At 34.1% G+C, this 20976-nt stretch carries 21 protein-coding genes and 5 pseudogenes; 13 read left to right on the top strand and 13 right to left on the bottom strand.

What is annotated here, in order from left to right; translation table 11 throughout:
* The first annotated feature begins 245 nt into the window (after positions 1–245).
* Positions 246–2609: an ankyrin repeat domain-containing protein gene (locus tag AAGD99_RS03225; protein ID WP_341822575.1), complete on the top strand. Its 2364-nt coding sequence runs from the start codon at positions 246–248 to the stop codon at positions 2607–2609.
* A 313-nt stretch (positions 2610–2922) separates the two neighbouring features.
* Positions 2923–3411: a hypothetical protein gene (locus tag AAGD99_RS03220; protein WP_341822574.1), complete on the top strand. Its 489-nt coding sequence runs from the start codon at positions 2923–2925 to the stop codon at positions 3409–3411.
* Here the strand turns inward: AAGD99_RS03220 and AAGD99_RS03215 are convergent.
* Positions 3402–4311 (bottom strand): annotated as a pseudogene (locus AAGD99_RS03215) (IS630 family transposase); the annotation flags it as partial. The gene AAGD99_RS03220 and the pseudogene AAGD99_RS03215 sit on opposite strands and share 10 nt — an antisense overlap.
* A gap of 104 nt (positions 4312–4415) precedes the next feature.
* Positions 4416–4778: pseudogene (locus AAGD99_RS03210) on the bottom strand (PD-(D/E)XK nuclease family transposase); the annotation flags it as partial.
* 121 nt (positions 4779–4899) lie between these two features.
* Between AAGD99_RS03210 and AAGD99_RS03205 the strand changes: the two are divergent.
* On the top strand, positions 4900–5922 hold the full coding sequence (locus AAGD99_RS03205) for an IS110 family transposase (protein ID WP_341822573.1): 1023 nt from the start codon (positions 4900–4902) through the stop codon (positions 5920–5922).
* A gap of 271 nt (positions 5923–6193) precedes the next feature.
* Here AAGD99_RS03205 and AAGD99_RS03200 read toward each other — a convergent pair.
* Positions 6194–6475 (bottom strand): annotated as a pseudogene (locus AAGD99_RS03200) (Rpn family recombination-promoting nuclease/putative transposase); the annotation flags it as partial.
* Positions 6476–6868: 393 nt separating this feature from the next.
* Here AAGD99_RS03200 and AAGD99_RS03195 point away from each other — a divergent pair.
* A complete protein-coding gene (locus AAGD99_RS03195) occupies positions 6869–7369 on the top strand; it encodes a helix-turn-helix transcriptional regulator (RefSeq protein ID WP_341822572.1) in 501 nt (166 codons plus the stop codon).
* A gap of 12 nt (positions 7370–7381) precedes the next feature.
* Complete coding sequence (locus tag AAGD99_RS03190; protein WP_341822570.1) at positions 7382–7888, top strand: phage major tail tube protein; 507 nt, start codon at positions 7382–7384, stop codon at positions 7886–7888.
* A gap of 108 nt (positions 7889–7996) precedes the next feature.
* Here the strand turns inward: AAGD99_RS03190 and AAGD99_RS03185 are convergent, their stop codons facing one another.
* Positions 7997–8962: an IS110 family transposase gene (locus AAGD99_RS03185; protein WP_341822569.1), complete on the bottom strand. Its 966-nt coding sequence runs from the start codon at positions 8960–8962 to the stop codon at positions 7997–7999.
* A gap of 262 nt (positions 8963–9224) precedes the next feature.
* Here AAGD99_RS03185 and AAGD99_RS03180 point away from each other — a divergent pair.
* Positions 9225–9827 (top strand): annotated as a pseudogene (locus AAGD99_RS03180) (zinc ribbon domain-containing protein); the annotation flags it as partial.
* Between the two features lie 450 nt (positions 9828–10277).
* Here the strand turns inward: AAGD99_RS03180 and pth are convergent.
* Entirely contained in the window at positions 10278–10826 is a 549-nt protein-coding gene (gene pth, locus AAGD99_RS03175) for an aminoacyl-tRNA hydrolase (protein ID WP_253309378.1), read from the bottom strand.
* Positions 10827–10828: 2 nt separating this feature from the next.
* Positions 10829–11437, bottom strand: a complete 609-nt coding sequence (locus AAGD99_RS03170) for a 50S ribosomal protein L25/general stress protein Ctc (RefSeq protein WP_250295275.1) — start codon at positions 11435–11437, stop codon at positions 10829–10831.
* Positions 11438–11582: 145 nt separating this feature from the next.
* On the opposite strand from AAGD99_RS03170, the gene AAGD99_RS03165 reads away from it, so the two are divergent.
* On the top strand, positions 11583–11882 hold the full coding sequence (locus AAGD99_RS03165; protein ID WP_253309377.1) for an ETC complex I subunit: 300 nt from the start codon (positions 11583–11585) through the stop codon (positions 11880–11882).
* 51 nt (positions 11883–11933) lie between these two features.
* On the opposite strand, the gene AAGD99_RS03160 is transcribed toward AAGD99_RS03165, so the two are convergent.
* Both AAGD99_RS03160 and rsmH read right to left on the bottom strand, forming a co-directional pair.
* A complete protein-coding gene (locus AAGD99_RS03160) occupies positions 11934–12239 on the bottom strand; it encodes a hypothetical protein (RefSeq protein WP_096617865.1) in 306 nt (101 codons plus the stop codon).
* Positions 12236–13189, bottom strand: coding sequence for a 16S rRNA (cytosine(1402)-N(4))-methyltransferase RsmH (rsmH, locus tag AAGD99_RS03155; protein ID WP_341822568.1), 954 nt, complete (start codon positions 13187–13189; stop codon positions 12236–12238). The genes AAGD99_RS03160 and rsmH overlap by 4 nt, the downstream gene beginning before the upstream one ends.
* Positions 13190–13409: 220 nt before the next feature.
* Here rsmH and AAGD99_RS03150 point away from each other — a divergent pair, with 220 nt between their 5' ends.
* Positions 13410–14621, top strand: a complete 1212-nt coding sequence (locus AAGD99_RS03150) for an MFS transporter (protein ID WP_264736134.1) — start codon at positions 13410–13412, stop codon at positions 14619–14621.
* Positions 14622–14671: 50 nt separating this feature from the next.
* Here the strand turns inward: AAGD99_RS03150 and map are convergent, their stop codons facing one another.
* From map to ftsA, 3 genes are all read right to left on the bottom strand, one after another.
* Positions 14672–15454, bottom strand: a complete 783-nt coding sequence (map, locus tag AAGD99_RS03145) for a type I methionyl aminopeptidase (RefSeq protein ID WP_253309684.1) — start codon at positions 15452–15454, stop codon at positions 14672–14674.
* A gap of 150 nt (positions 15455–15604) precedes the next feature.
* On the bottom strand, positions 15605–16006 hold the full coding sequence (locus AAGD99_RS03140; RefSeq protein ID WP_264732302.1) for a nucleoside triphosphate pyrophosphohydrolase: 402 nt from the start codon (positions 16004–16006) through the stop codon (positions 15605–15607).
* Positions 16007–16047: 41 nt separating this feature from the next.
* Positions 16048–17286: a cell division protein FtsA gene (gene ftsA, locus AAGD99_RS03135; protein WP_341822566.1), complete on the bottom strand. Its 1239-nt coding sequence runs from the start codon at positions 17284–17286 to the stop codon at positions 16048–16050.
* A gap of 138 nt (positions 17287–17424) precedes the next feature.
* Here ftsA and def point away from each other — a divergent pair, with 138 nt between their 5' ends.
* The gene (gene def, locus AAGD99_RS03130; protein ID WP_253309681.1) at positions 17425–17964 is read left to right on the top strand and encodes a peptide deformylase; all 540 of its coding nucleotides are present in this window, start codon (positions 17425–17427) and stop codon (positions 17962–17964) included.
* The gene (locus tag AAGD99_RS03125) at positions 17954–18775 is read left to right on the top strand and encodes a uracil-DNA glycosylase family protein (protein WP_253309680.1); all 822 of its coding nucleotides are present in this window, start codon (positions 17954–17956) and stop codon (positions 18773–18775) included. The genes def and AAGD99_RS03125 overlap by 11 nt, the downstream gene beginning before the upstream one ends.
* Before the next feature lie 90 nt (positions 18776–18865).
* On the opposite strand, the gene AAGD99_RS03120 is transcribed toward AAGD99_RS03125, so the two are convergent.
* Positions 18866–19138: a hypothetical protein gene (locus AAGD99_RS03120; RefSeq protein ID WP_264329155.1), complete on the bottom strand. Its 273-nt coding sequence runs from the start codon at positions 19136–19138 to the stop codon at positions 18866–18868.
* A 206-nt stretch (positions 19139–19344) separates the two neighbouring features.
* Here AAGD99_RS03120 and AAGD99_RS03115 point away from each other — a divergent pair.
* Positions 19345–19398 (top strand): annotated as a pseudogene (locus AAGD99_RS03115) (hypothetical protein); the annotation flags it as partial.
* The gene (locus tag AAGD99_RS03110) at positions 19375–19671 is read left to right on the top strand and encodes a hypothetical protein (protein WP_341823197.1); all 297 of its coding nucleotides are present in this window, start codon (positions 19375–19377) and stop codon (positions 19669–19671) included. The pseudogene AAGD99_RS03115 and the gene AAGD99_RS03110, both read left to right, overlap by 24 nt.
* On the opposite strand, the gene AAGD99_RS03105 is transcribed toward AAGD99_RS03110, so the two are convergent.
* Positions 19658–20672 (bottom strand): IS630 family transposase gene (locus AAGD99_RS03105; RefSeq protein WP_341822277.1). Its coding sequence is split into 2 segments (ribosomal slippage): positions 19658–20206 and positions 20208–20672, totalling 1014 coding nucleotides; the frame shifts between segments, so codons are not numbered across the junction. The genes AAGD99_RS03110 and AAGD99_RS03105 overlap by 14 nt on opposite strands.
* A gap of 12 nt (positions 20673–20684) precedes the next feature.
* On the opposite strand from AAGD99_RS03105, the gene AAGD99_RS03100 reads away from it, so the two are divergent.
* Entirely contained in the window at positions 20685–20933 is a 249-nt protein-coding gene (locus AAGD99_RS03100; protein ID WP_341823196.1) for a hypothetical protein, read from the top strand.
* Positions 20934–20976: the final 43 nt, after the last annotated feature.

Raw genomic sequence — 20976 nt, 5'->3', positions numbered from 1 at the left:
ACGTTTTGCAGTTACTCACTTTAGCTATATTTATTATTTTTTAAGATTAAATGGTTAAAATACTAGACAACTGTTCAAGTGAGGATTTGACTATGATAACAGATTTTCTAATAGAAACTAGTTTTCTGCCTTTCCACCTATATTTTGATCACATATACAACGTTTAGCTCAATTTAAAAGTCAAACTTCTTGGTTGTTAGTTTAGTGCTGACAACTTAAATAGCTTTTAATATTGGGGTTTTAGTATGGGTATAGATCTAAGCGCACTAGCTACTAATGCAGATAAATTAGACGAATGCATAGATAAAAATAAAAAGCGAGAGCAGGATAGAAAAGACGAGCAATTGTATGGCACTATAGAGAGAAAGGTAAAAAAAGAAAAACACAAGCGTGAAAAACCAAGAGGTCAAGATGGAACCCTCAAGAAGTGCAAAAGGTTATTTGAGGAAGGTGCTAGCTCTGAAGTATTAACTAAATTAGAAGAATCACTTAGAGAACAAGAAAAATATTATAGGTATTATGTCCAATGCTTCCTTCCAGTGCTAGATGAAGTAATAGAACGATCGAAAAAAACACCAAATGAAACAAAAGAGCGAGTAAAGCAAGCAATTTCAGAAATTACTTGTAATAGCAAATATTGTTTTACCCACAACCAAAATGATCGTAGGGACAGTGAAACAGAGAGTGGCTACGGTAGCGATGTTGAAGATGATCATGAAGTAGAAATAAGCAATGGAATAACGAATAATAATGTTCAATTACTAAAAGCGATCAAAAATGGAAATAACAGGAAATTTAGAAAATATCTAAAAGATTGTACGGATATTAGCAGCATAAAAGATGAAAAAGGAAATAATATTTTACACCTTATTGCATCGCTCGAAAAGAAACAGAAATGCAAGTTTCTGGGTATCCTAATAAAAACGGTCACCAAGGAAGATTTAGCACAACTCATTAATAGTGAAAATCAGGACGCTCTTCAGGTGGCACTAATTAACAAGATAACAAAAGAAAAACATGAGTCTCATACGATCCAAAATAATGATAACACACTTAAGTTTCTTACAAAATTGTTAGAGCATGGAGCCAGCTCTGATAATTTAGGATTATCTACAAAAGAATTACAAGGCTTAAAAGAAGAGCAAAAGACATACTATCGTAATTTCTTAGAAAAATTAGCAGAGCAAGGAAAGAAATCTAAATTAAAGCCAGAAATAAAAATCAATACAGAAGCAAAAATTAAAGAAATTATACCACATACCATAAATACTCCAGATAGTAATGATAATTATCAATTACATTTAGCAATTAAAAATAATGATAAAGAACTTTTTAAAGAACTATTGCAAAAAGGGGCAGATATTAGCCTTAAAGACACAGATGGTAATAATGCTTTACACTTGATTGTTAAACCTGAAACAAAACAAAAACTTGAACTTCTCCATATATTGCTAGAAGCAAGCCAAAAAGAACAATTTATAAAAGCTGTAAATGATAAAAAAGAAGGGCAAACACCGCTCCACCAGGTACTCCAGCGCATACAAGAGAAGAGTGAGAACCGATCACTTAAGAAATTTGAGAAAACTAAGAGATATAAAACCCTAGAGCTATTACTACAAAACGGTGCAGATATTACTGTGCAAGATAAAGATGGAAAAAATGCTCTTCACTATATTGCTTCATTCAAAGGAAGACAAAAAGTTGCATGTTTGGAATTGATTTTAGGTTTAGTAAAAGAAAGAAAAATATCTGAAGATCAATTAAGAGAGGCTGTGAATGCACCTAATGGAGAAGAGAACACACCCCTAGAATTGGCATTAAAGAAAAAAGCAGAAAAAAGAAGTATCAAATACCTATCACAAGGAACAATTTTTGATACAGCAACTGCTTATGACAATACAACAAAATTTTGTACAATGCTGCTAGAAATAGGCGCTGATCCCTGTTCTCTGGAGCTGAAAGATCCAGAATTCCATACTAAAAAGTACTATTTAACTTTACGAGATCTAAAAGATTATTCAGGGACTCCACAGAAAGCACAGGAGAAAGCTAAAGAACTAAAAGAGAAGCTTGAGGAAAAATACCACTGTGGAACTGCTTCAAAAAAATGCAAGTCTGGCATTGAAAAAGCAGGTTCTTTTATAGAAAAAGCAGCATCTGCTGTAGCAGGATTCATAGATCCAGCAAAAAGAACCCGCGAACTGTTAGCAATCACGATAACAATTACTGTTATTGCAATGGTAACATTTGCTTTCTTTCAGGGTCAAATGGCAATTGGAGCAGCCATTCCTATCATAGCTACTGCTGGAGTTATATGTCTTACTTTAACTTTAGGATTTAGTGGTATTAAGAAACTTTTTGAAAAATCAACCAACAAAGCACAGGACACATTTAACGACAAAAATCGCTCTAATTCAACAACAGAGCAGAATCAAGCTTCGAAGAACCCTATTGACAATGATCAACAGAATTTAGGAAATGATTCTGAAGACCTAGCAGCAAAAAGACAACAAAATCAATCAGAATATACAGAAAATCCAGCTACTAAAATGAGCGATGTATCAATACTACGTCAACTCATGAATAAGCTAGTAGGGAACGTTCGATAGCTAGCTACAATTTGATATGCCGTCATTCCGCTACTCGTTAGCGCCGCGGTATAGCACATTTTGCACCTGTTCACTTTAGCTATATACCAATATTTATCCTTTCTTAAAACTAAACATTTAAAATAGTAGATAATCGTTGAAGTGAGGTTTAACTATGATACTAGCAGAAACGCTCTTCTGCCTGTATTTCAATTACATATACAACATTTTAAAATTTAAATCTAGCTTTTTAGTTGTTAGTTCTCAATCTCAAATTGTTGACACTTACAACTACAAAGATACACAAATAGTTAGTTTTTAGTGAGGCTTTGGTATGACAAAAGAAAATTCTACATCTAGTGAGTTAGTACACAACAATGAATTATTGAGCATTATAACGAAAAAAGTAACAAAAGGAAAGCACAAACACCTACACCCAGAAGTTGGGAAAGACAAGACTCTCAACAAATGCAAGGGATTGTTCAAGGAAGGGGCTAGTCCTAAGATATTAACCGAAGTGTTAACCAAATTAGGAGAATCACCTGAAGAACAAGAAAAATATTATAAGTATTATACTCAACACTTCCTTCCAGCATTGAAAAAAGAAATCAAACAGTCAAAAAAACTAGACCCAACAAAAAAAGAGGAAATAGAACAAGTAATTTCAGAAGCTATTAACAAGAGCAGCAAAAAAGATCATCCTGATAACGTTGATCAAAATGAAACTGGTTGTAGAGGGAGTATGGAGAGTGAAACCGAAAGCGGCAACAGTGGCGAAGCTGAAGATAATCATGATGCTAGTAATACCAAATCTCATAAATAAGTAGGCAAATAACTCACAGAACAAATGGTTTTGATCGAACTTTCCGTAATATTACGAATGAATGCACATACAGTATCCTCCAATAAACTAACAGAGTCATATATTCTATTTTTAATGAGATTGTCTTTCAAATATTGCCATAAACGCTCTACTGGATTTAACTCTGGTGAATATGGAGGTAAATAGATTAAGGTAATATTTTGTGGTATTTTTAAACCTTTGGATCTATGCCATCCTGCACAATCCACAACAAGAAATGCCTCCCTTGTTCCTAAATATTGTGACATCTGCTCAAGGAATATATTCATACAATCAGTATTGACGTTTGGTACGAATAAGCTAGAACTCTCTCCATTTCTAGGATTAACTGCACTATAGAGATAAAAGTTTTGCCTACCTAATTTTACCTTAACCTGTGTCCTAATGCCTTTTTTAAACCACCCGTGTCCAATCTTTGAATGTGTGCCAAACCGCGACTCATCGAAGAAAAATAGCTCTTTTTCGGGATACGTGACAATAGTTTCATTAAGATTTTTTTTTAAACTCTTCTTGTTTATTTTTATCCTGTTTATTGTGCACAGGCCTTGGAGTAATATACGAAAAACCTAACTTTTGCATCAGTCTATGTGCTGTAGACTTACTTACCTCAATAGAAAACATTTTCTCAATTATGATTTTTAATTTCTTAGCCGTTAGGTTGGCTCCTTCTTCTGCTATGACATTTTTAATTTCTTCTTGCTGCTTGTAGCTCAACTTCGGCTTTACTCCACGTCCTGGTTGTATTTTAAACGCATTGACTCCTCCTTCCTTAAATCTTGTAATCCACTTCATCAATGTAGTTCTAGTAATTCGGTATATTTGAGCAACTTTTGTTATTCCATATTCTTTTGCAGATATTATATAATTCTTCTCCTATTGCTTTACTTTTTCCTGCCATAACTCCCCACTAATTCTTAAATTATTCTATTTTAGAAATTTTTCTTTATTCATCTATTTATTTTTAGGAATTGGTATAACTCATCATAAGCCCTACCAATAATTACATCACTACCTATTATTTTTTTTAGATCCTCTTCGCTCGTTTCATCTGCGTGCTTAAAAAAATAGATCCATTTTTCAACAATATTTTCTAATTGATCTTCTTTTGTTTTGTTAAACTTTGGTAGCTCTATGAAAGTGAAACTAAAGTCTTTGAGATCATGTTCAAAGGTCATCTTATCAAAAGTCACGTGATCAGACTTATAAGCCAGCTTATTAGGAAATAGGATAAAATCAGCAATAGCAATAAAGATAACCCCTTTAAGGTCATGATACTGGTCACCTACATCAGCTTGACTTGAATAAGCTTTGGCAGCGTAGTATTGGGCACATACTGTAATTGCTGTTGAATGATGGAGAGACATACTCCATTATTTTAACACGAAGTAACAAATTCAGTAGAATAAGTTCTTCAAAAACAATTTAAACTTTTACAGTAGGAGTAGTCTCATGAAATATTATAGCGGATTAGATGTCTCACTCAAAGAAACTTTCATTAGTATCGTTGATGAGAAAGGAAAGATTGTTAAAGAAGGAGTTGTTGCAAGCGAAAGCAAGGCAATAGCAGAGTACTTGCTTGAACAAGGCAAAAATTACGAAACTATAGGAGTAGAAAGTAGACAACTTTCAATATCAATGTGCAAAAAATTAAGGAGTTTTGGCTTGCCAGTAGTTTGTGTAGATGCAAGACATATGGCAGCAGCTTTGTCTGCAAGAATCAATAAAAATGATAAGAATGATGCAAGAGGTATAGCTCAAATGATGAGGGCTGGGCTATATAAAGAAGTACTAGTAAAATCGGATGAATCTTGTCAAATTAAAATAGCACTTGGAAGTAGAAGACAGTTAACATGCAGCTACCAGCAGATTGTTGGGACAATAAGAGGGTTATTAAAAATATACGGGATAAAGCTCGGTCAAGGGTCAAAATTTGAAAGCTTGTCTTTAAGAATAGAAAAAGCAATTAAAGATTTGGATGAAATAAGTAAGGCTTCAATTGGAGCATTAGTTTGTAGTTTAGAGGCAATAGAGAAGTCATTGGAAAAACTTGACAAGATGCTCTTAGAACAAGGCAAAAAAGATGAGGATTGTAAATTATTAACTACTGCTCCAGGTGTTGGTACTATAGTAGCAATGACATATAAAGCAACAGTGGATAACCCAAATAGATTTGAAAGATCTAGTACAGTTGGAGCGTATATGGGGTTAACACCAAGACAATATGCTTCTGGAGAAATTGATCGGCATGGTAGTATATCAAAAATGGGGCCCATGGAATGTCGAAGTATGTTATATGAAGCTGCACAAGTCTTACTTACAGTTAGTAAGAAAAATTTTAAGTTGAAAAGCTGGGGGTTAAAACTTGCAAGGAAAAAAGGGATGAAGAAAGCAATTGTAGCAGTAGCAAGAAAATTGGCTGTAATTATGCACAGGATGTTGGTCAATAAAACAGAATTTTGTTATTACAATTAAGAGGAGCATAAACAATAATTTTACTCGAGGTAGTAATGCCGATGGAAGGGATAAGCAAGAAAAAACCTTGAAGCCTAGACTTCGTTGGGCACATGTTGCCGTCCACTTCCACCTAACAAGTATAGTGCGGCTTGACAAGTTTGTTGTCATATCAGACCGCGGAGAGAACCATGGAAGCACACTGCTCTTGTATGTAAAATTATTAAAGATTATGTAGGAAATATGTTATTTTGGTTTATATAAAAATTATTGTTGACTTATGTGCAATTAGAGAACGTTTTTCAAAACCTCTTGTTTTAGCGACTTGCATCTCAATTATGGTTTTGACCCCTGTAGAATCAACACAGAGAACATCAACAATACTTTGCTTTTGAGAGGCAATAACAGGGTCTTGAATGGGACTGAGAAAGGAGACATCTTTAATCTGGTTGTCATCAGTAAGATCTAATATATCATTAAGAAAGTGAATAAGAATGTCTTTGTTCTTTTCAGTACCAAATATTCTCTTAAATGCATAATCATTTCGCACATTGAGAAATTTAGAGAGAGCCATGAGAAAGTAAGTTAAAAAGCATTAATAATTATACACAATTCTGAAGAAATATTCAACGTTTTTATGCTGAGGTCTATTAAAGTGGTAAATTTAGCTAAATTTCAAGAGTTGGCAAAAAAACTACCTTCATAGATGACCCTAGAATGCTACTATGCACCTTAGATCCTTTTGTACATCTTTTTATAACCCCCTCATAAAGTGCCTAAAACCCCCAGCAAATGAATCTCATGAGTTTAGTGGTCTTAAACATACCTATTTAAAGTGTGAACTTCTCATTTTAGCTTGTCACAGCATAGGCATTTAATATACTAGTTTTCAGCAAAGGTACCAATATGCTAGCAAAATTTCTATCTAAAACTTCTAAAGGAGATTTATGGCAGGCTACGAAAAAGAATGACTGCTAGCATACTAGACCACAAAGTAGGACAGAAAGTAAGAAGTTGTAGGCTAGCAAAGAGGTATACTCAAAAGGATTTAGCGGAGAAAATCGGGGTAAAATACTGGGTAATACTTCATTACGAAAAAGGAAAGCGTAAAATTTCAATCAGAAGGTTATATAGCATCGCAGAAGCACTATCAGTTAGCATTATAGATCTTATTCCTGAACACACAATATCAAATGAAGAAAGTTATCTCGAGAATGAGATATTAGATCTAGTAGAAAAGTATGAGAAAATTGAGAATCAAGAATTACGTAATGTAGTTTATTCATTAATTACATCTGCACAAGCTAGCAAGGAAAATAGTAGAAAAGTGGCAAGAATAGAGGTGGCAAAGAATCTAGTTAAAGCAGGAGTTTCTGTTGAAATAATTTTCCAAGCAACGGGCTTATCAACTGAAGCAGTTGTGTTAAAAGTCAATAGAAAAAATGAAAATACTGAAAATAATTTTTAAAGACATAAAAAGATGTTGCCAAAAATCTTAAAGAATTTTAATGTGTTAGTTGATGGTCGTGGTTATGCTGGCCGCATCGATGAGATCACTCTACCAAAACTCACAATTAAAACAGAGGAATATAGAGCTGGTGGTATGGATATTCCAATAAGTATTGATATGGGCATGGAAAAGCTTGAAGCAGACTTTATTTTTGCTGAGTATGACTCTGAGCTCTTTAGACTCTTTGGTTTAATAGATGGAAATTCAGTAGCTTTGACTCTTCGTGGTGGAATGCAAGGTAGTAGTAGCAATGATATTGAAGCAGTAATAATCAATTTAAGAGGCATTTTTAAAGAGTTTGACTTTGGTAGCTGGAAGCCTGCTGAGAAAGGAACTCTCAAATGTACAGTAGCCGCTCATTATTATAAGCTCACCATATCTGGTCAGGAACTCATTGAAATTGATGCTGAAAACATGATTCGGAGAATTAACGGTGTTGATCAAATGGCCTTACTGCAAACAGTTTTAGGCATTTAAGTTGTAATTCTTGGCTTAAATTCTTTTAATAAGTGTGGATGTGTATAAGTGCTTTAAATATGTATAAGCGCACTTGTACACATCCACACTAATCTGCTAATGTTGGATCTAAGCAAATTTAGGGCTGTATTCCTTAGTAAAAACCCTGCCATCTCTTACTAAAGAGTTCGCAAGAATAAGCAATTTTCTCATTGCAGCAGTGGAAGCAACTTTATATGGTTTTTTATATTGATCGTACAACCTATCAAAAAAAGTTTTTATGTAAGAATTCCACTCACGAGCAGTAAGGATGCACATATGTAAAACTTTTCTAATTTGTGCTCTACCACCCTGAATACACCTTTTCCCTTTACTAAAACCACTATCTCGATTAAAAGGTGCGACTCCGGAAAGGCTAGATATTTCTTTATGTCTGATAGTTCCTAGTTCTGGTAGATAACAAATCATAGTGATAGCTAAGATTGGACCTGCACCTGGAATACTAGTTATTGATATGTATTTTTTTTTAAGCTCTTGACTTTGATCAACCAATTCTATCATCTGATCTTCTAAGGATTGGATTTGATTTTGCAAAACAACGAGTAGCTCTTCCATTTGTTTGATTATGGATATATCAGTTACCTGATGAGCTTGTATTTTTTGTATTTTTGCTATTTCTACTAGTTGATTTCTGCGAGATAATTTTTGCCTCAAATAGTCAACATTACTATTACTAACTTTTAAAGGAGTAACACGCATATCTGTATTACTAATATAACGTGAGATGATGCTACAGTCTATTTTGTCAGTTTTAGTGGCAATGCCAAGGCTTTTTGCATAATCTCTAACCCATCTAGGTTGAATGACATATACTTCGAAACCATGGCTTAGTAAAGTATAAGCACATAATTTTTCGTACCCACCAGTTGCTTCAAGTCCAACTTTGATTACGTTATGTAACCGCAAAAAGTCGAGTATTTGATCAATAGCTTGAATGTTATTTTCAAATACTTTATGATGTCCAAGTGGATGAATGTGGATATCTAGTTTGCTTTTGCTAACATCAATGCCAGCAATAATATTTGATGAATTCATAATTCCTCCATAGAATAATATGTAGTACTGCATTTTCCACCCTTATATACGAGCCTCAACGCTCAATCAGTTGTTCGGAACTATTCAGTATATAAACAGAAAAGAGAACCTTGCTTCAGTGCGGTCCTTATGACCAAGAATACAGACGGTTCCTCTTCTCTGCATGTTCTTAGTATTACCACTTTGTAATATTTATGAACTTGTTTTTAACATATAAGAATATAGTAATGCAGAAGAAAAAACTGATTCTGCAGACTATAGCTACTATCGTTGTAATGCGCGTGTTATGATTAATAGTCACGATAAATGTAGCAATAAATATATCCGTGCAGATATGTTAGAAATGGTTATATGGGAAGAAGTAAAAAGTTTGTTAAAGAACCCAGAGAGGATTAAAAAGGAGTACCAAAGTAGAGCTTCAGAAAAGAAAAATGATGAATCATCAGATGAAGAATTTGCAAGAAGGGAAAATCAAATAAAAGAAGGTATCGAAAAACTTATGGAAGATTATTATAGTCAAGAAAATGCAGGAGAAAAAAAATATATAAGTGAGGGAGAATTTAAGCGGACAAAAGAAAAACTTAATGAACGTTTAAAAGTGGTAGAAAAAGAGAAGAAAAAAGTTATTGATCAAAAGACACTACAGGAGAGAATGAGCATTATTATCAATAGCATAAAGGGTTTTTATTCTAGTGTTAAATCGAACCTAGACTACCTAGATTGGCAAACTAAACGTGGTATTGTTAGGACATTGATAAAGCAAATTAACATTGGTCTTGATAAGGTGGAAGTAGCATTTCGGATCAAAGAACTAGCGCAGGAGGAGAATTTGCAACATTGTATTAAACGCGTTGGCGTTTTTTAAGTCTTAAACACTACAATTTAGCTGCTTTTAAATGCAACTAACCTTAGCTTTAATATTTAAGAAATTTACCAGGCAGAAAAAAAAGGCAAAGAACTCCCGTGGTGCGAGTTTTGACCCTATAATAATTTAAACTGGCGCTGTAATAATGTGCTAACGCTTAAAATAAGCGCGATTTGGCTGAATGTAGAAAAAATTTAAAAGACATGCAGCCGCTATAATTTTATGTAATCCGCCAAAAAATACCCTAAGTTTTTTACTGAATTTTGTCATTGAGCCTGCAGGTCAAAAACAAGTTTTGAGTCATAAATACCCTTATTGTCATAATAAGGGGGCTGGCGGAGTTTGTCAAGGAAGTTTTTTGTTTCCACTGAATGACAGTTGTGGCTTGGGAGGTAATACAAGAAATCTGTTATTTTAATTGTGTGAAATTTAGTTTTGTGTTTCATAATATTATACAATCAAATTGATAAAAGCTGTATTATCTCCTTGCAGCATTAAGTGTATATTTTTTGCTATTTTTTCCACTAAGGGAGTAACGTTATCAAAATTTGAAAATTTTGATAATACATAATCTGCTAAGCTTTTTTCATCTTCAGGTCTACCCACTCCAAATCTCAAGCGCCAATAATCATTACCAATAAAACTATCTATGGATTTAAGTCCATTATGTCCAGCAGAGCTACCACCTTTCTTTATTTTTATTCTTCCAATTTCCAAATCAGCGTCATCGTGTATGACAACGATATTATCTAGCGATAATTTGTAAAAGTTTCGTATTTTTGCAACAGGGATGCCTGAATTATTCATAAATGAATAAGGCTTTATTAACATGATTTTATTATCATTAATTATGCCAGAGGTTATTAGATAATCGGCTTTTTTAGAAAACGACTGGAAATTCCAATATTTGTAAATTTTATCAACTACGATGAAGCCGATATTATGATGAGTTAACTCATATTGACCACCAGGGTTACCAAGTCCAACTATCAGATGCACTATTACTCTGTTTCTGCTTGAGGTTCTTCAACGTCACTATCGGCAGCAGAAATTGTAACAATAGTAAAATTTTCTTCTTCATGAGCTACAAACTTAACACCTTCTGGTAATTTTACATCATTAATATGTATAGACTGGCCAATCATTTTACCGGATAAATCAACTTCAATAACCTGAGGTATTTTATCAGGAGAGCATTTAACAGCAATAGAACGACACAAAACATTAAGCACTCCACCTAACTTGATCCCTGGAGCTTTACTTTCATTCACAAATGATAGAGGTATGTCTATTTTAATTTCGCTGCCTTTATCAACAAATTGAAAATCAACATGTTGCACAGTATCCTTTACTACATGCAATTGGATATCGCGAACAAGAGCATATTCCTTTTTGCCCGAAATATTCAGCTCTATCAAATGTGCAGAAAGAGAGCCTGATTTATATTGCTTCGTGAATTCCTTTGCAGACAATGTTAAATTTACATTATCATGACCCTTTCCATATATGATTCCAGGGATGTTTCCTTTCTTCCTTAGAGAATGCATCGCTTTTGTTTTTGTTATATCACGTAACTCTGCATTAATTGTTACTATTTCTTGTTGCGTCATCGATTACTCCTATTCAGCTAATCCTTTTAATATAATTTAATAATAATATAACATAAAAATATTTATTTCAAACTTCATTCTTTCATACTAATTGTTTGTGAAAGGATTTATTTAGATGTATATTTAAGCTTATTTAACAAGAACTATGGGCATTGATGATAAAGTAGTTTTTAGGATTTATAAACCAACAAAAACTGCAACACAATCTGGTTTAGGTAATACAAATCTCTGGCACCTAAAAATTGAATCTGGTTCTTACTACATTGAACCTTTAATGGGGTGGGTTGGCTCAAAAGATCCAAAAAAACAGATTGTATTAAAGTTTGATTCTCTTGAAAAAGCAGTATTCTACGCAAAAAAACGCAACGTTAAATACGTAATTGAAATGCCAAAAAATGTTAAGAGGCTGCCAAAATCTTACGCAAGCAATTTCATACTAAAGTAAGGTTTATTGTGGTGTGCTTATCTGTAAAAGATAAAGCTTAGTATAACCAATTTAACTCTGGGTTTTAAGTTGTGCTAACACACTGCGGCCATTTAAAGAGTCAAGATTTTTAACCTGGCTAGCCAGTATTAAAGAGTTATTTTTTAGGTATTTCTTTACAAGGCTTGCAAGTCTTTTTGGATTATTCAAATAGCTCCACTCTGCTTGTAAAACTTTTATATCACTTTGTACTAAACTAATTTCACTTTTTATTTTTATTAGCTCTCTATTTAATGACTGAACATGTAGTTTTATCTTAAATAGTCCTACAATGCTAAGAAAAAACATAACTATTGAGATGATGCAGAAAGTTCTCATGACAACTTCTGTATAGCTCTTAGTTTTGCTGAGTGTGAACGCGGATTTGCACTTACTTCTTCTATACTTGCTTTGATCACTTTTTTATTTAGAAGAGAGAATGTCTTACAATCAGTAGATCTTGGCTCACATAGATCTTTAAAAAAAGTTTTGACTATACGATCTTCCAAAGAATGAAAGGTGACAACAATTAATTTGCCATTCTCATTTAAAATTTCAGATGCAGCTTTAATGCCCCTCTCAAGTTCTCCCAGCTCATCGTTTACCCATATTCTGATTGCCTGAAATGTTCTGGTTGCAGGATCAATTTTGCTTTTTCCACGGAACACCACAGAACGTACAATGTTCGCAAGCTCAAATGTAGTTTTGATAGTTTTCTTCTTCCGTGCACTTACTATTGCTCTTGCGATTTTGCGAGAATGATGCTCTCCTCCGTAGTTATATATAGTATTTGCAATTTCTTCTTCGCGTAAAGCGTTAACAAACGTTGAAGCGTTTATATAAGAAGAGTTATCCATGCTCATATCGAGTGGACCATCATGTAAAAATGAGAACCCTCTATCTCCGTTATCAAGCTGCATAGATGAAACTCCGATGTCAAAAACCACCCCATCCACTCCGTTTGATTTCATTCCAGCGCGTGACCAGTTATTTTTTCCAGTATCAAGTACTGGGATGACAGGAGATGGCTCAACGCTGCTTAGTATACTTTTAATATTACTAAACTTCTCAATGAATAGTTTTATTCTATCGGGATATCTAACGCTTAAATCATCATAAAACTTAGTTACCGTTTCATCTCTATCAATTGCATATACCTTGCAATCAGCTGACTCCAATATTGCTTTGCTATACCCTCCAGCTCCAAATGTGGCGTCCACGTATATACCACCATCCTGCGGTGATAGTAGTGATAGCATCTCTTTTAACAAAACTGGAGTGTGTGTCATAGTGCTCCATCAAAAGACTCTGTGCATACAAATAAAAATAGCTTCCCACTAAAACATATGGAAATATATAGGCAATAATATAAAAATACTTGAATATAGTCAATGATATAAAAATATTAAGATTTAATAAGATACTATTATTAATATAATGTTCAAATTTTTCTATTATATAAAAAAAAGTAATGTATATTACTAAATACTAAACAAACTATAGAAAATTATGCAGCAAATAACAAAAGTAATATTTTCAAGTTTGATTTGTAACACTTTATTGTGGTATGACCACATGCTTTTTGGCCACTTAATAAACATAATAGGTGGTGTGTTTTTTCCATCGGATGATCAACTAACCAGCGTATTGAAGGCTTTTGGAGTGTTTGCAGTGGGTTTCTTAATGAGACCAGTCGGCGCTGCTATATTTGGTCACATTGGTGATAAGCATGGCAGAAGAGTTGCCTTATTGCTCTCGATTATATTAATGACTTTATCAACTGTATTAATTGCTTTTGTTCCAGGTTATCAAAGCATTGGAATACTAGCGTCAATGCTGGTAGTTTGTTTAAGATTATTGCAGGGTATATCCCTTGGAGGAGAAGCAGGAAATGCACCATTTTTAATAGAACACGCTCCTAAAAACAAAAAAGGATTTTTTGGCAGCATTGAAGTATTAAGCGCAATTTTTGGTTCAGTATTAAGCCTGATAGCAGTACTCATATGCAAAAAAGTATCTGATTTTGAATCTTGGGGGTGGAGATTACCTTTCATTTTCAGTTTAGCAATGGGATTAATCAGCATATATATGAGATATATACTTGATGAAAGCCCAGAGTATAAAAGACAGAAAAATCCATCTAAACTGCCATTAAAAGAGTTATTGAATAGCTATAAAAAACCTTTTCTGATATCAGTTGGGGTTGATATAGTTGAAAACTCATCTCTTTACATATATCTGGTATTTTTCAATGTGCTTACATCAACAATAAATACTCATTTTAACCATATGGTAGAAATACTGAGTCAAATTGCGCTCGGAGGATTGACAATATTGTTTGCAATACTTTCTGATAAGGTAGGAAGAGAAAAAGTTATGAAATTTGCATTTATAGCTTTTGTAATAGTGAGTTATCCAGTTTTCTCAATGTTATGTAGTGGCAATTACTTACTCACTTTTACGGCACATATTCTTTTTATAATTCCAATAGCTGCATCGCTTGGTCCTGTCAGTGCATTTATGTGTGAATTATTTCCAACAAAGGTTCGTTACAGCGGATTTGGCTTGTCAAGAAATATAGCTGCTGGATTTTTTGGTGGCCTTGCACCATTTATATGCACAACAATTATCAAAGTTACAGGACAAGAGACTTCAGCTAGTTTTTACATGATTTTCTGTGCATTAATTGGGCTAGTTGCTATATCGCAAATTAAGGATTAGCTTTCTTCAAGATCCAAGTATAGTTGCAGTATAGCAGAGTTTAAAAAAATCTAATTATATGGTGGGAAGTGCCAATTTTTAGGTGATAATGTGAATATTTCAGCACCATCTTTAGTTACTCCGAGCGTATGTTCAAATTGAGCAGAAAGTGAAAGATCGCGTGTTGTCACTGTCCAGTCATCGATTTTACTGAGCAGAGTCTCATGTTTTCCAGCATTAATCATTGGCTCTATTGTAAAAAACATACCTTCCTTCAAGATGAGATTTTCATCTTGATCATAGAAATGCACTACATTTGGTGGAGCATGAAAGACTTTTCCTATACCATGTCCGCAGTAGCTGCGTACGATAGAATATCCAAAATCTCTAATATATTTCTCTATAGCAAGCCCTATTTCATTTAACTTATTGCCGGGTTTAACTTGTTTAATTGCTTCCATCAATGCATGATAAGTAGCGTCACACAAACGTTTTGCTTTTATTGATGGCTTGCCAACCCAAAACATGCGACTTGTATCACCATGCCAACCATTTAAAATCACCGTGACATCAATATTTAAAATATCTCCATCTTTAAGCGTTTTATCATCGGGAACACCATGGCACACAACTGCATTTTTTGAAGTGCAAATCGATTTTGGATACCCCCTATAGTTTAGTGGTGCTGGAATTGCACCTGCATTAATTATAAAATCATGACATAGATCATTTAACTCATTAGTTGTCACCCCTACCTTTACGTACGGTGCAATGAAATCAAGAGTTTCAGCAGCAAGCCTGCCAGCCTTGCGCATAAATTCAAAATCTTCTTGTGAGTGTATAGTTATGTTCATATTTTCCATGTCTTATTGTAATTGGTACGCTTACTTGCAAGTACATAAATGTAATAACTTTACGTATTATGAAAATAAGCCCTGCGGATCCTAGTGTCAAGTCATTTGTATGAAAGGTGGTCAAGCAAGAAGTCTATTTAATAATCTGAACTATACAACTACTATCTCAGGATAATCTGAAGGTTTTTTGTGATAGTAATCGATGCTATTAGAATTCACCTCAATGTAAGTATTGTAGATACGATTCTCAAAACCACCTCTCTCTTGTTTTTTAGAGATACGCTTTTCTTCAATTTGTTCTATAGATAGTCCACTTTCTTTGCCTAATGCATGTATGACCTCAAGTAAATCAGCTAACTCTTCAAGGTTTTCATCTGAGGTTTTAGAGGCAATAACTTCCTTTGCTTCTTCTAAAAGTTTATCTTTGAGACGTTCAATGTATTCATCTTTTTCCATCACCCTCTCATAAACAATAATTCCATGGGAACGTATAATTTCAGTTGTATGATCACGAACAAGTTTATTAATTTTGAAACAATGTTTTTTATTCATAATGTTTCCTTTGACAGATATAAGAATTTCATTCAGTAAAATTAAACTGTAACTTTTGATTTAACCCAATGGTACAACTTACTTATTTTACCATCTTGACCGAGCATTCCAGAGTTATTCTTATAAAAAGTATCAACTATTAGCTTTATAGAACCTATAGCAGCAGAAAATACAGGATTTTTATCATATTCGCCATCAAGACCGCTACAAGACTCAGGGCACCCAATTCGAACTTGCTTATTGAATATATAGCCTGCAATTTCCTTCATGCTTGTGAGTTGACTAGTTCCACCTGTGATCACTACTTTATTAATTGGATCTTTCTGCTCTTGAAATTGCTCTCTTACCATTTCAAGTATTTCTTCAACTCTTGGTCTTATGATGTTAATAAGCTCAGATTTGAATACTTGAGTAGGTTCATCATTTTCACTATTTTGGACTGTAATATATTCGTTCTCATCTATTGAAGTTACGATAGTGCTACCATACAGTATTTTTATATACTCTGCACGTTCTATGCTTGTGCATAGCCCGTAAGCAATATCTCGAGTGATATGAACGCCACCAATTGGAACGCTGCTTGCATACACAAGTTTCCCTCTTTTGAAAATTCCAATTGCAGTGCACCCACCGCCTATATCAACAATAGCAGTCCCGAGCTCTTTTTCATCTTCACTCAGACAGGCAAGACCTGCAGAATATGCAGAAGCAATACAACCTGCCATATTTAATCCACCATTATTGGTAATACAGTTTTCAATATTGGTAAGCGCTGGACGCGAAGCAGTGACAACATTAACATCAGCAGATAGTCTTTTTCCGTACAATCCACCAACTTCTTTTATGTCAGTCATGTCATCTAAGTGATATTTCAGTGGTATATTGTGAATGATAACATTTTCTTCAATATATTTCTCAAACGTCTGAAAAACTACACGTTTTATATCCCGGTCAGAAATTTCATGATTAGCTGCAATAATTTCATTATGTACATTAAAAGATGAGATGCCACATCCAGCAATGTTCACATATATCTGGTCTATAGTTTCCTCTGACACTTGCTCAGCTAAACCTATAGTTGATGAGATGGAGTAATTTGCGTGTTTTACATTAGTTATCGACCCACCGTTTACACCTTCTGCAATCTTATAGCCCGTTCCTGTTACTTTATAGCTGAAGTTGCTATTTATCTTAACGATTAGACAAATAATCTTTGTTGTACCTATGTCTAAAACAGCAAAAACGTTTCTCTTTGGTTTTGCTATTACTGCAGAGTACATTAGTTAACCTTATTACGCAATTTCATTTAAATTGTAGCTTTCTTTAATAATTTATATTTCTATTATAGATATAGCAACATTTTAATATACACTAAATTCTGGACAAAAGGAAAAGCAAAACATAGAATTATAATTTTTATGTCCATATTACCAATTGTAATTGCCCCTGATGAAAGACTAATCACACGTGCCAGTGAAGTAACAGATATAAACGATAAAATTAAAGAATTAGTAAACGACATGTTCGAAACTGTGTACGATGCAGAAGGTCTTGGCCTTGCTGCAGTGCAAGTTGGAGTGCTGAGGAGAGTTTTTGTTATGGACATTCAGCTCTCTCGAGCTGAAGACGAGCCAGTAGGGTATGAATCGACTGGCAAATTTTACATGATTAACCCTGAAATTACGGAATTATCCGATGAACAAGTAATTCTCAAAGAAGGGTGCCTTTCAATTCCAGAGCAAAGCTATGAAATTAAGCGTCCAAAATATTTGACTGTGAAATATAAGGATTTAAATAATGAGGAACAGACGCTAAAAGCTTGCGGCTGGCTCGCAAGGTGTATTCAGCATGAGCTAGATCACTTAAATGGCATATTATATATTAGACATTTATCTAAATTAAAGTATGATATGGCCATGAAAAAAGCACAAAAGGTTAAAAAGCATTATGAGCAATGAAGACCTAGAATTATTAAAATTTTACCATGAAGTGGGCGTTGATTGCACACTAACAGAGGGTGAAGAGGAAAAAAAGTTGGAGAGCAAAGAGGGTGTGCAACCCTCTGTTATCCAAACTGGGACCCAGAAGAAAGATGCAGATACGCGCTGGGGTGACACTAAAGATGGAAAAGACATGTTTCCAAGTGATTGGATAATTGAAGCAAGGAAACTTGCAAGTAAATGTAGTAGTGTGGATGAACTAAGAAGTGCAGTTGAATCATTTGAAGGTTGTGAGATAAAAAAAACTGCAACTAATACTGTTTTTTCCGATGGTAATCCAAACGCAAAAATTATGCTCGTTGGTGAAGCTCCAGGAGCAAATGAAGACCTTCAAGGCATACCATTTTGTGGTGCAAGTGGAATGTTGCTCGATAAAATGTTAAATGCAATCAATCTTGATCGCACTAAGGTATACATAAGCAATACCGTATTTTGGCGCCCACCTGGCAATAGAAAGCCAACCGACCTAGAGCTTGATATGTGCAGACCATTTGTTGAGAAGCATGTTGCACTGGTTTCACCGCAAATTCTAATTTTGGTCGGGGGAATTGCGTGTTATAGCCTTCTTGACAGCACAAAAACTATATCGAATTTGCGTGGTAGATTTCATACGTACACTAACCAATATTTATCTCACTCAATCACTACAGCTGCTATATTTCACCCAGCTTACCTACTGCGTCAGCCAATGCAAAAACGTTTAGCCTGGGAGGATTTAAAGAAGATTAGGGAGTATCTTAATAATACCAATAACTGTACGAATACTTAACACCACTGGTGTCAAGAAGTAGCCCGCAGAAACGAAAAAACTTACTTGACAAGTTTCGTCAGCCCCCTTATCATGAAACTTGAAGCTATTTCATTTAACTTCGCAATCTGTGCAGATTAAAACGACAAGAAAACTTGTATTTGTCGTACTATGCTTAATTTTTTGCACGATGACACTCTCGCATATAAACTCACTACTTTCATTTGTTTCTTTCTCTCTATTTTCTTTTTTTCTCTTTATCAATCTCTCTATCAGTTGCCCGTATACATCCGATAAGCGTTTATCTGCTAACTCATCAGGCTCATATCGACAGGTAACAGTTAATGTTCTTTTTCTCATAGTTTCTCCTGTAAATGTTTTCATAGTTCAGGCACTCCTTTTTTCCATAAATCCATTTATCAGCTATTCTTGCAAAAAAGACGCAACTGTTAACCTTCGTTTTGTTTTACTTTTATGCACAATTTTGGAAACACATAGCGCTATCTTTCATCAATTAAGCTCTCTTCCAAATCATCAAGCTCCTCTTTTCCCTCTAATGATCTTCTTTAGCTGAAGGTAATCTTAAAAATCTTGAAAGGCTTCACTTAAATGGTAACAATATTGGTAATGAAGGTGCAAAAGGGTTAGCTGAAGGTAATTTTACAAATCTTACTTTGCTTCACTTAAATGATAACAAAATTAGTGATGAAGGTGCGAAAGCTTTAGCTAATGGTAAGCTTACAAGTTTTACTTCACTTAACTTGGGAAAAAATAATATTAGTGATGAAGGTGTAAAAGAATTATCTAAGCTTACAAATCTTACTTCACTTAATTTATCGAATAACAATATTGGTGATGAAGGTGTAAAAGAATTATCTAAGCTTACAAATCTTATACCAAATCTCATAAATAAGTAGGCAAATAACTCACAGAACAAATGGTTTTGATCGAACTTTCCGTAATATTACGAATGAATGCACATACAGTATCCTCCAATAAACTAACAGAGTCATATATTCTATTTTTAATGAGATTGTCTTTCAAATATTGCCATAAACGCTCTACTGGATTTAACTCTGGTGAATATGGAGGTAAATAGATTAAGGTAATATTTTGTGGTATTTTTAAACCTTTGGATCTATGCCATCCTGCACAATCCACAACAAGAAATGCCTCCCTTGTTCCTAAATATTGTGACATCTGCTCAAGGAATATATTCATACAATCAGTATTGACGTTTGGTACGAATAAGCTAGAACTCTCTCCATTTCTAGGATTAACTGCACTATAGAGATAAAAGTTTTGCCTACCTAATTTTACCTTAACCTGTGTCCTAATGCCTTTTTTAAACCACCCGTGTCCAATCTTTGAATGTGTGCCAAACCGCAACTCATCGAAGAAAAATAGCTCTTTTTCGGGATACGTGACAATAGTTTCATTAAGATTTTTTTTTAAACTCTTCTTGTTTATTTTTATCCTGTTTATTGTGCACAGGCCTTGGAGTAATATACGAAAAACCTAACTTTTGCATCAGTCTATGTGCTGTAGACTTACTTACCTCAATAGAAAACATTTTCTCAATTATGATTTTTAATTTCTTAGCCGTTAGGTTGGCTCCTTCTTCTGCTATGACATTTTTAATTTCTTCTTGCTGCTTGTAGCTCAACTTCGGCTTTACTCCACGTCCTGGTTGTATTTTAAACGCATTGACTCCTCCTTCCTTAAATCTTGTAATCCACTTCATCAATGTAGTTCTAGTAATTCGGTATATTTGAGCAACTTTTGTTATTCCATATTCTTTTGCAGATATTATTGCCTGTAATCTTCTTCCTATCTCTCCTCTTATGCCGTGCTTCTTTAATTCCAGGTTACACTTATTATATAATTCTTCTCCTATTGCTTTACTTTTTCCTGCCATAACTCCCCACTAATTCTTAAATTATTCTATTTTAGAAATTTTTCTTTATTCGTCTATTTATTTTTAGGAATTGGTATTAGTTTAGGCGACAAAGAATATGCTATAGTAAAAGACCATATGATAGAAATCCCAAGGGAAGTTTCCCATAGGATTGAAAATAGAAGCACAAGCTCTCCACTTGAAATAGTTGAATTTCAGATAGGAGAGCATTTATCTGATAATGATATAGTGAGATTGGATGATGTATATGGAAGATTTTGAAATTCTAATGTTAAAGATACTCTATAAGTCTGCTAAATTTAAA

It is taken from the genome of Wolbachia endosymbiont (group A) of Clivina fossor, assembly GCF_964026865.1.
Classification (GTDB): Bacteria; Pseudomonadota; Alphaproteobacteria; order Rickettsiales; family Anaplasmataceae; genus Wolbachia.
This window is presented reverse-complemented; position numbering and strand designations above follow the sequence as displayed.

What these genes read in the sequence shown, in the direction of transcription:
- AAGD99_RS03225 (WP_341822575.1), top strand. Translation starts at nt 246, where the DNA reads ATGGGTATAGATCTAAGCGCACTAGCTACTAATGCAGATAAATTAGAC.
- AAGD99_RS03220 (WP_341822574.1), top strand. Translation starts at nt 2,923, where the DNA reads ATGACAAAAGAAAATTCTACATCTAGTGAGTTAGTACACAACAATGAA.
- AAGD99_RS03205 (WP_341822573.1), top strand. Translation starts at nt 4,900, where the DNA reads ATGAAATATTATAGCGGATTAGATGTCTCACTCAAAGAAACTTTCATT.
- AAGD99_RS03195 (WP_341822572.1), top strand. Translation starts at nt 6,869, where the DNA reads ATGACTGCTAGCATACTAGACCACAAAGTAGGACAGAAAGTAAGAAGT.
- AAGD99_RS03190 (WP_341822570.1), top strand. Translation starts at nt 7,382, where the DNA reads ATGTTGCCAAAAATCTTAAAGAATTTTAATGTGTTAGTTGATGGTCGT.
- AAGD99_RS03185 (WP_341822569.1), bottom strand. Translation starts at nt 8,962, where the DNA reads ATGAATTCATCAAATATTATTGCTGGCATTGATGTTAGCAAAAGCAAA.
- AAGD99_RS03170 (WP_250295275.1), bottom strand. Translation starts at nt 11,437, where the DNA reads ATGACGCAACAAGAAATAGTAACAATTAATGCAGAGTTACGTGATATA.
- AAGD99_RS03165 (WP_253309377.1), top strand. Translation starts at nt 11,583, where the DNA reads ATGGGCATTGATGATAAAGTAGTTTTTAGGATTTATAAACCAACAAAA.
- AAGD99_RS03160 (WP_096617865.1), bottom strand. Translation starts at nt 12,239, where the DNA reads ATGAGAACTTTCTGCATCATCTCAATAGTTATGTTTTTTCTTAGCATT.
- rsmH (WP_341822568.1), bottom strand. Translation starts at nt 13,189, where the DNA reads ATGACACACACTCCAGTTTTGTTAAAAGAGATGCTATCACTACTATCA.
- AAGD99_RS03150 (WP_264736134.1), top strand. Translation starts at nt 13,410, where the DNA reads ATGCAGCAAATAACAAAAGTAATATTTTCAAGTTTGATTTGTAACACT.
- map (WP_253309684.1), bottom strand. Translation starts at nt 15,454, where the DNA reads ATGAACATAACTATACACTCACAAGAAGATTTTGAATTTATGCGCAAG.
- AAGD99_RS03140 (WP_264732302.1), bottom strand. Translation starts at nt 16,006, where the DNA reads ATGAATAAAAAACATTGTTTCAAAATTAATAAACTTGTTCGTGATCAT.
- ftsA (WP_341822566.1), bottom strand. Translation starts at nt 17,286, where the DNA reads ATGTACTCTGCAGTAATAGCAAAACCAAAGAGAAACGTTTTTGCTGTT.
- def (WP_253309681.1), top strand. Translation starts at nt 17,425, where the DNA reads ATGTCCATATTACCAATTGTAATTGCCCCTGATGAAAGACTAATCACA.
- AAGD99_RS03125 (WP_253309680.1), top strand. Translation starts at nt 17,954, where the DNA reads ATGAGCAATGAAGACCTAGAATTATTAAAATTTTACCATGAAGTGGGC.
- AAGD99_RS03120 (WP_264329155.1), bottom strand. Translation starts at nt 19,138, where the DNA reads ATGAAAACATTTACAGGAGAAACTATGAGAAAAAGAACATTAACTGTT.